At 36.2% G+C, this 6,141-nt stretch carries 5 protein-coding genes; 2 read left to right on the forward strand and 3 right to left on the reverse strand.

The window, feature by feature from the left end:
* A partial coding sequence (locus ACGHIN_RS16155; RefSeq protein ID WP_390455872.1) for a M1 family aminopeptidase occupies nt 1-913 on the forward strand: 913 nt, incomplete at its 5' end.
* 145 nt (nt 914-1,058) lie between these two features.
* Nucleotides 1,059-2,915, forward strand: coding sequence for a M61 family metallopeptidase (locus ACGHIN_RS16160; protein ID WP_390455875.1), 1,857 nt, complete (start codon nt 1,059-1,061; stop codon nt 2,913-2,915).
* Between the two features lie 70 nt (nt 2,916-2,985).
* Here the strand turns inward: ACGHIN_RS16160 and ACGHIN_RS16165 are convergent, their stop codons facing one another.
* Genes ACGHIN_RS16165 through ACGHIN_RS16175 form a run of 3 tightly spaced genes read right to left on the reverse strand, consistent with a single transcriptional unit; the run spans nt 2,986 to nt 6,010 of the window.
* Complete coding sequence (locus tag ACGHIN_RS16165; protein WP_390455878.1) at nt 2,986-4,140, reverse strand: sensor histidine kinase; 1,155 nt, start codon at nt 4,138-4,140, stop codon at nt 2,986-2,988.
* 6 nt (nt 4,141-4,146) lie between these two features.
* Nucleotides 4,147-5,520, reverse strand: coding sequence for a D-alanyl-D-alanine carboxypeptidase/D-alanyl-D-alanine endopeptidase (gene dacB, locus ACGHIN_RS16170; protein ID WP_390455881.1), 1,374 nt, complete (start codon nt 5,518-5,520; stop codon nt 4,147-4,149).
* 40 nt (nt 5,521-5,560) lie between these two features.
* Nucleotides 5,561-6,010 carry a hypothetical protein gene (locus ACGHIN_RS16175; RefSeq protein WP_390455884.1) on the reverse strand — a complete coding sequence of 150 codons (450 nt, stop codon included), beginning with the start codon at nt 6,008-6,010 and terminating at the stop codon, nt 5,561-5,563.
* Between the last annotated feature and the right edge of the window lie 131 nt (nt 6,011-6,141).

The raw sequence follows: 6,141 nt of genomic DNA on the forward strand, positions 1-6,141 counted from the left end.
CTATAAAGGAGAAAAGGGAACATTGGATTTAGATTACTGGGTTCTTGACTATAATTTAGATAAGGCAAAAAAACAATTCCAACAGGTAAAACCGATGCTTTCGGCATTTGAACATTGGTTTGGACCCTATCCTTTCTATGAAGATTCTTATAAATTGGTTGACACGCCTTACTTAGGAATGGAACATCAAAGCAATGTTGCCTATGGAAACCAATATTTGAACGGGTATCTTGGTAATGATCTTTCAGGAACCGGTGTTGGTTTGAACTGGGATTACATCATTATCCACGAAAGCGGTCATGAATGGTTTGCTAACAATATTACGGCCAAAGATCAGGCAGATATGTGGATTCATGAGAGCTTTACCATGTATTCCGAAGTTCTTTTCACGGAAAACTATATGGATAAAAAATCGGCAGATATTTATGCACAGGGAATCCGCGGAAATATTGAAAATGACAAGCCTATTATCGGTAAATATGGAGTAAGGAATGAAGGCAGCGGAGATATGTATCCGAAGGGAGCCAGCATGATCCATACAATAAGACAGGTAATTAACAATGATGATAAGTTCAGACAGATTTTAAGGGGCTTGAATAAAGATTTTTATCATCAAACCGTAACTACTGAGCAGATTGAAAATTATATTTCCACCCAATCCGGAATTGATTTTTCAAGTGTATTTGATCAGTATCTGAGAACGATAATGATTCCGACACTGGAGTATTCTCAAAAAGGAGATGAATTGAAATTCAGATATACTGATGTAGTGAAAAACCTGAAATTACCGATTATTGTAAATGGTAATCAAACGATTACACCTACGGAATCTTGGCAAACTGTAAAGCTGAAAAAAAATACACCAGTAGCGTTTAACAAGAATTATTATATCAATTATCAGGAAGTACAATAAATAGAATGAAAAGGCAAAATCAAGAATGGTTTTGCCTTTTTTGCTTTTAGTGATGCTACCCTAGTTCAAATTTTATGAAAAGTTTAATACTTATTGCGTAACAAAATGGATTTTACAACAACTATTTAACTATAAACTAAACTCAATGAAAAAAATAGCACTTACATTAGGAGTTCTGGCTACTGTTCTGGTGAACGCACAGTCCATTAAAACCACTATCGATCTGGTGAATGTAAAAGACGATAAAGTGGCAGTAACCATGGAATTCCCAAAAATGAAATCCGGTGACGTAAAATTTCATTTTCCTAAAACTGTTCCCGGAACTTATTCTGTAGATGATTACGGAAGATTTATCGAAGGGATCAAATTTCTGGATAATAAAGGGAAAGAGTTAACCTTCACCAAAGTGAATGACAATACTTACTCTCTTAAAAATGCACAGAATTTAAATAAAATCACCTATTTGGTTAACGACAGCTTTGATGATGAAATGGATACTTCCAAACATAAGGCTGTATTTTCTCCTTCAGGAACTGATATTGAAGAAGGAAAAATTTATCTGATCAACACTCACGGCTTTGTGGGATATATCGATAATATGCAGGATGTGCCTTATCAGTTGGTCATTCAGAAGCCTAACAATTTCTATGGAACCACTGCCCTGGTAGATCAGGATAAGTCTGAGGCTACGGATACCTATACTTTGGCTAATTACGCTAAATTAACGGACTCTCCGCTCATGTATACCAAGCCGGATTATATAACATTTAATGCGGGAGGAATGGACCTTGTATTAGGAGTATATTCTCCTACCGGAAAATATAAAGCTTCTGATTTTAAAGAAAATCTTGAAAAAATGGTAATTGCTCAAAAGAAATTTTTGGGAGATATGAATACCAATAAGAAATATGCGATCATGCTTTACCTATCGGGAGATAGCGGACCTCAGATTAAAGGTTTCGGAGCTTTGGAGCATCATGAATCTACGAGTGTTGTCCTTCCTGAATTCATGCCTAAAGAGGCCATCGATAAAACCATTACCGATGTAGTGTCCCACGAATTTTTCCATACGGTGAATCCTTTGAAAACGCATTCCGAAGAGATCCATTATTTTGATTATGCAGATCCTAAAATGTCTCAGCATCTTTGGATGTATGAAGGCGGAACTGAATATTTTGCAAACCTATTCCAGATCCAGGAAGGTTTGATCAATAAAGATGAATTCCTTCACAGAATCAATGAAAAAATCACCAATTCCAAGAATTATGACGATACCATGCCATTTACGGTAATGAGTAAGAATATATTGTTGGATCAGTATAAAGATCAATACAGAAACGTATATGAAAAGGGAGCGCTTCTTACGATGTGCCTTGATATTGAATTGAGAAAGCTGTCTAACGGTGAAATGGGATATCGCGATATGATCCGTAAATTATCCCAAAGATTCGGAGAGAATAAGCCTTTCAAAGATGATAAACTGATCGATGAATTGGTAGCTGTAACGGGATATCCACAGATCAGAGATTTCTACACTAAATACATCGCCGGAAGCCAGCCGACTCCTTATGCCGAGTACCTGAATATGGTAGGCGTGGAAGTAATAAAGCAGGAAACTCCTCCTATTTTCTGGTTTATTAAAGATCCGAACCAAACCGGATTTGATGAAAAAAATAATGCATTTGCTTTCGATGAAAGCTCAGCTTTATCTCCTTTTTCAAAAAGCATCGGGTTTAAAATCACAGATCAGGTGTTTGCTTTAGATGGTAAAACTATTGACATTAAAAACGTACAGAGCTTTATCAATTATGCTAAAAGTATAAAAGAAGGGCAAAACGTTACCGTTACCGTTCTTAGACAGAATGGCGACAAGCTTGAGAAAATAGATCTGAAAGGAAAAGCTGTTTTAGATAAAATGACCGTGGAAACACTTCAATACAAAGCCAATCCTACTCCGGCAGAACAAAAGCTGCAAAACCAGTGGTTAACGGGTAAAAAATAATAAAAATTAAAAGCGGAGATGTTTCTCCGCTTTTTTATTTCTTTTATTACTGCAGATCTATTTTGATTCTCTATACTTTTTTAATCATAATCCTGAACGTAGTTCCTTTTCCTACCTCTGTCTGGGCAATTCTAATATCTCCGTTATGATATTCCTGGATCACTCTTTTAGCCAGAGACAATCCTAATCCCCATCCTCGTTTTTTAGTGGAATAGCCCGGTTTAAAAGCATTTCCGGCCTGTTGTTTAGTCATTCCGCTTCCGGTATCTTTTACTTCGACCAATATATTCTTATTTCTTTCAAATACGGCAAGGAGAATAGATCCTTCTCCTTTCATGGCATCCACCGCATTCTTAACCAGGTTTTCTATTACCCAGCTCATCAGAATTTTGTTGTGGGGAACCAGAATATCATACGTCGGAAGATGAAGGGTAAAATTGATTTTTTTTGAAATTCTTGATTTCAGATAATCATAGTTTTCTCTAATGGTTTCATTGAAATTAGAATCATTCAGCTCCGGAACAGATCCGATTTTAGAGAATCGTTCTGAGATCGTCCTCAACCTTTCAATATCTTTTTCGATTTCCTGTATGCCTTCGGATTCGGGGTTTTCAAGTTTCATAATTTCCATCCATCCGATCATAGAAGACAAAGGAGTTCCGATCTGATGTGCCGTTTCTTTGGCCAAACCGGCCCAAAGATAACCTTCATCTGTCTTTTTGATCGTTCTTAAAAACCAGAAGGAGAACAGGAAGTAACACAGAATAAAGAATCCTAATAGAAATGGCGAATAACGCAGGTTATTAAGCAACCTGGAATTATCATAATATACAAACTGGCTATTCCCGTTAGGAAATTTCAGTTCAATCGGGGGATAGTTTTTGGCCATTTTTTTTGCCAAAGCCGTAACTTTTTTCGCATCATTCTCAATCTCCTGGGGAATGTTCTTATGTTCAAGAGGCCTGTCATCTTTATCTAAAACAATAACCGGAATGGTAGTATTGGAGCTGTAAATCTGTAGTATCAACTCCTGTACTTCGAGGCTTGATGTAGTTGCTTCCTGTTGAAATTTCAGGGCACTGACTAAAATATCCACTCTCTTCACCTCTTCTTTCCGTAAAAAATTGATGAGAATCATAGAAGTGACCACAATGGTGATAATGACCAAAGTCATCAATGTGAAAATAAACCAGTTACTAAACCTTGCAAGGATGGATTTTTTCAAAACTATTTATTTTAAAACATTCAGAATCTTCTGCAGCTCTGTACTCCCGCTTCCCTGATAATTATTGATAATTATAGAGAACACATATTTTTTGCCGTCTTTGGAAGTATGATATCCTGCGTATGATTTGGTGTCTCTCATCGTACCGCTCTTCATTTTCATCCCGTTATCTTGAGTGGGAAATCCGTCATAGTAAGATTCAAACCAAGGTTGTTTTTTAGCATATAGCAATGCCTGAACTTCCGCTTTTGCCGAAGCATAATTTTGCGGTGAAAGCCCACTGCCGTCAGCAAAATTGATCATATTGGAATTGATTCCTTTTGATTTCCAGAACTCTTTAAGATAGGCTACTCCGCTCTTGAAACTTGGATTTCCTTTTTTTTCTTTTCCTAAAGTTTTAATCAACGTTTCTCCGTAAAGATTAACACTTTTTCTCATGAACCAAAAAATAATCTTATCCAATGTCGGAGATTGATAGGTTAGAATCACATTGGATTTGGGAGCTGTTAAAGGTTGTTTTCCTTCGATCTCCAGCTGTGAATTCGTAATTACTTTCCCTGAAAACTCTATCCCTGATTCTTTCAGCCATTGTTTTACCTCCACACCTAATTGTATTGGCGGATTTGGTACAGATCCGGAAACGGTAACTGTTTTCCCTGAAGGTAAAGTTCCATTAATTAATGCCACATCCGAATGAGGAGCTGTAAAGATCAGGCTTTGGTCTGAGCTTCCTCCCGTTTTCAGATCATTCAGCCATTTTACACCTTCCAGGGGGTAAGAAAAGCTTCTAAAATCCGTACCGTTGATATTAATATCAAACTGGTTTTCTCTCCAGTTAATACCCCATACTCCGGCTCCGTAATAGTTTCCAAGATCATCCCAAGGCCAGCCACCGGGAATCGTCTGATGATCAAAATACGAATCATCAATGATCAGATCTCCGGAAATTTTGGTAATTCCGTTTTTTTTAACAGCATCTATGAGTTTCTGCTTGAAACTTTCCGGTTTATAAGCTTCATATCTCCAGCTTCCTAATGTGGGATCTCCATTGGAACTAATGAAAAGATTTCCATTGAGAATACCATTTGATAGAGTTCCGGAATAGCTTGACGTTGTTGTATAGGTATAATTTTTCCCTAAAGCCTCCAATGCAGCACCGGCTGTAAATATTTTTTGGGTAGAAGCTGTTGAAAGTCCCTTATTTCCCTGATATTCATATATAAAATTACCGTTCTCATCCGCAACATAAAACGACAGTCCGGAAGCTATAGCCCCGGAAGAATTCATCAGGTCTTTAGTGGCTTCATCGAGTTTCTGGGCTATACTTTGAGCGAAGACAATTTGTGTAGACAACGTAAGGACGGCAAATGTTTTTCTCATTGCATTGTTATTTATTCAAATATATAAAGATTTTAGGCTTTTAACTTACAAAACCTGATAAGACCTTTTCAACAACCCAATTTTCTTTCACTTTTTTTAATATCACTTTCTCGCCTCTACCACAAAGTCCACCACAATAGTAGCCATAGCTGATAATCACTCTCTTTTTATCCAGTGAAAATAACGGCTTACCCACAAACATAAAAGAAACATTTCCATGTTTTTTATTAAATTCTTCCCAAAAATATTTTCCTTCGGCTTTATAACTGAGAAGTTCATTTTCATGTATAATTCTTAAATTAAATATATATTTCGGAGTAAGCAAAAAACCTTCAGCAGCTTTGTATTGATTTTTAAGTGAAATAATATCTTTTTGAGTGAAATAAGCTTTTAAATCTTGGAAATTAATATATCCAATGTCTTTCTTCCCAATTTTATAATAAGGATCTTCTGTAATAATTCTAATTTCTTTAATCGGTTTCTTAACCACATCTCCATTCTTAATAATATAATTGATTACTTCATAAATTTCTTCATCTGAAATTTGACACTTAACGAATCCTGAAATTAATCAAAAGCAAACTAGAAATATTTTCATAAATAGGTTCAATTGTTTAATTC

It is taken from the genome of Chryseobacterium barbadense (assembly GCF_042849955.1).
Taxonomy (GTDB): domain Bacteria; phylum Bacteroidota; class Bacteroidia; order Flavobacteriales; family Weeksellaceae; genus Chryseobacterium.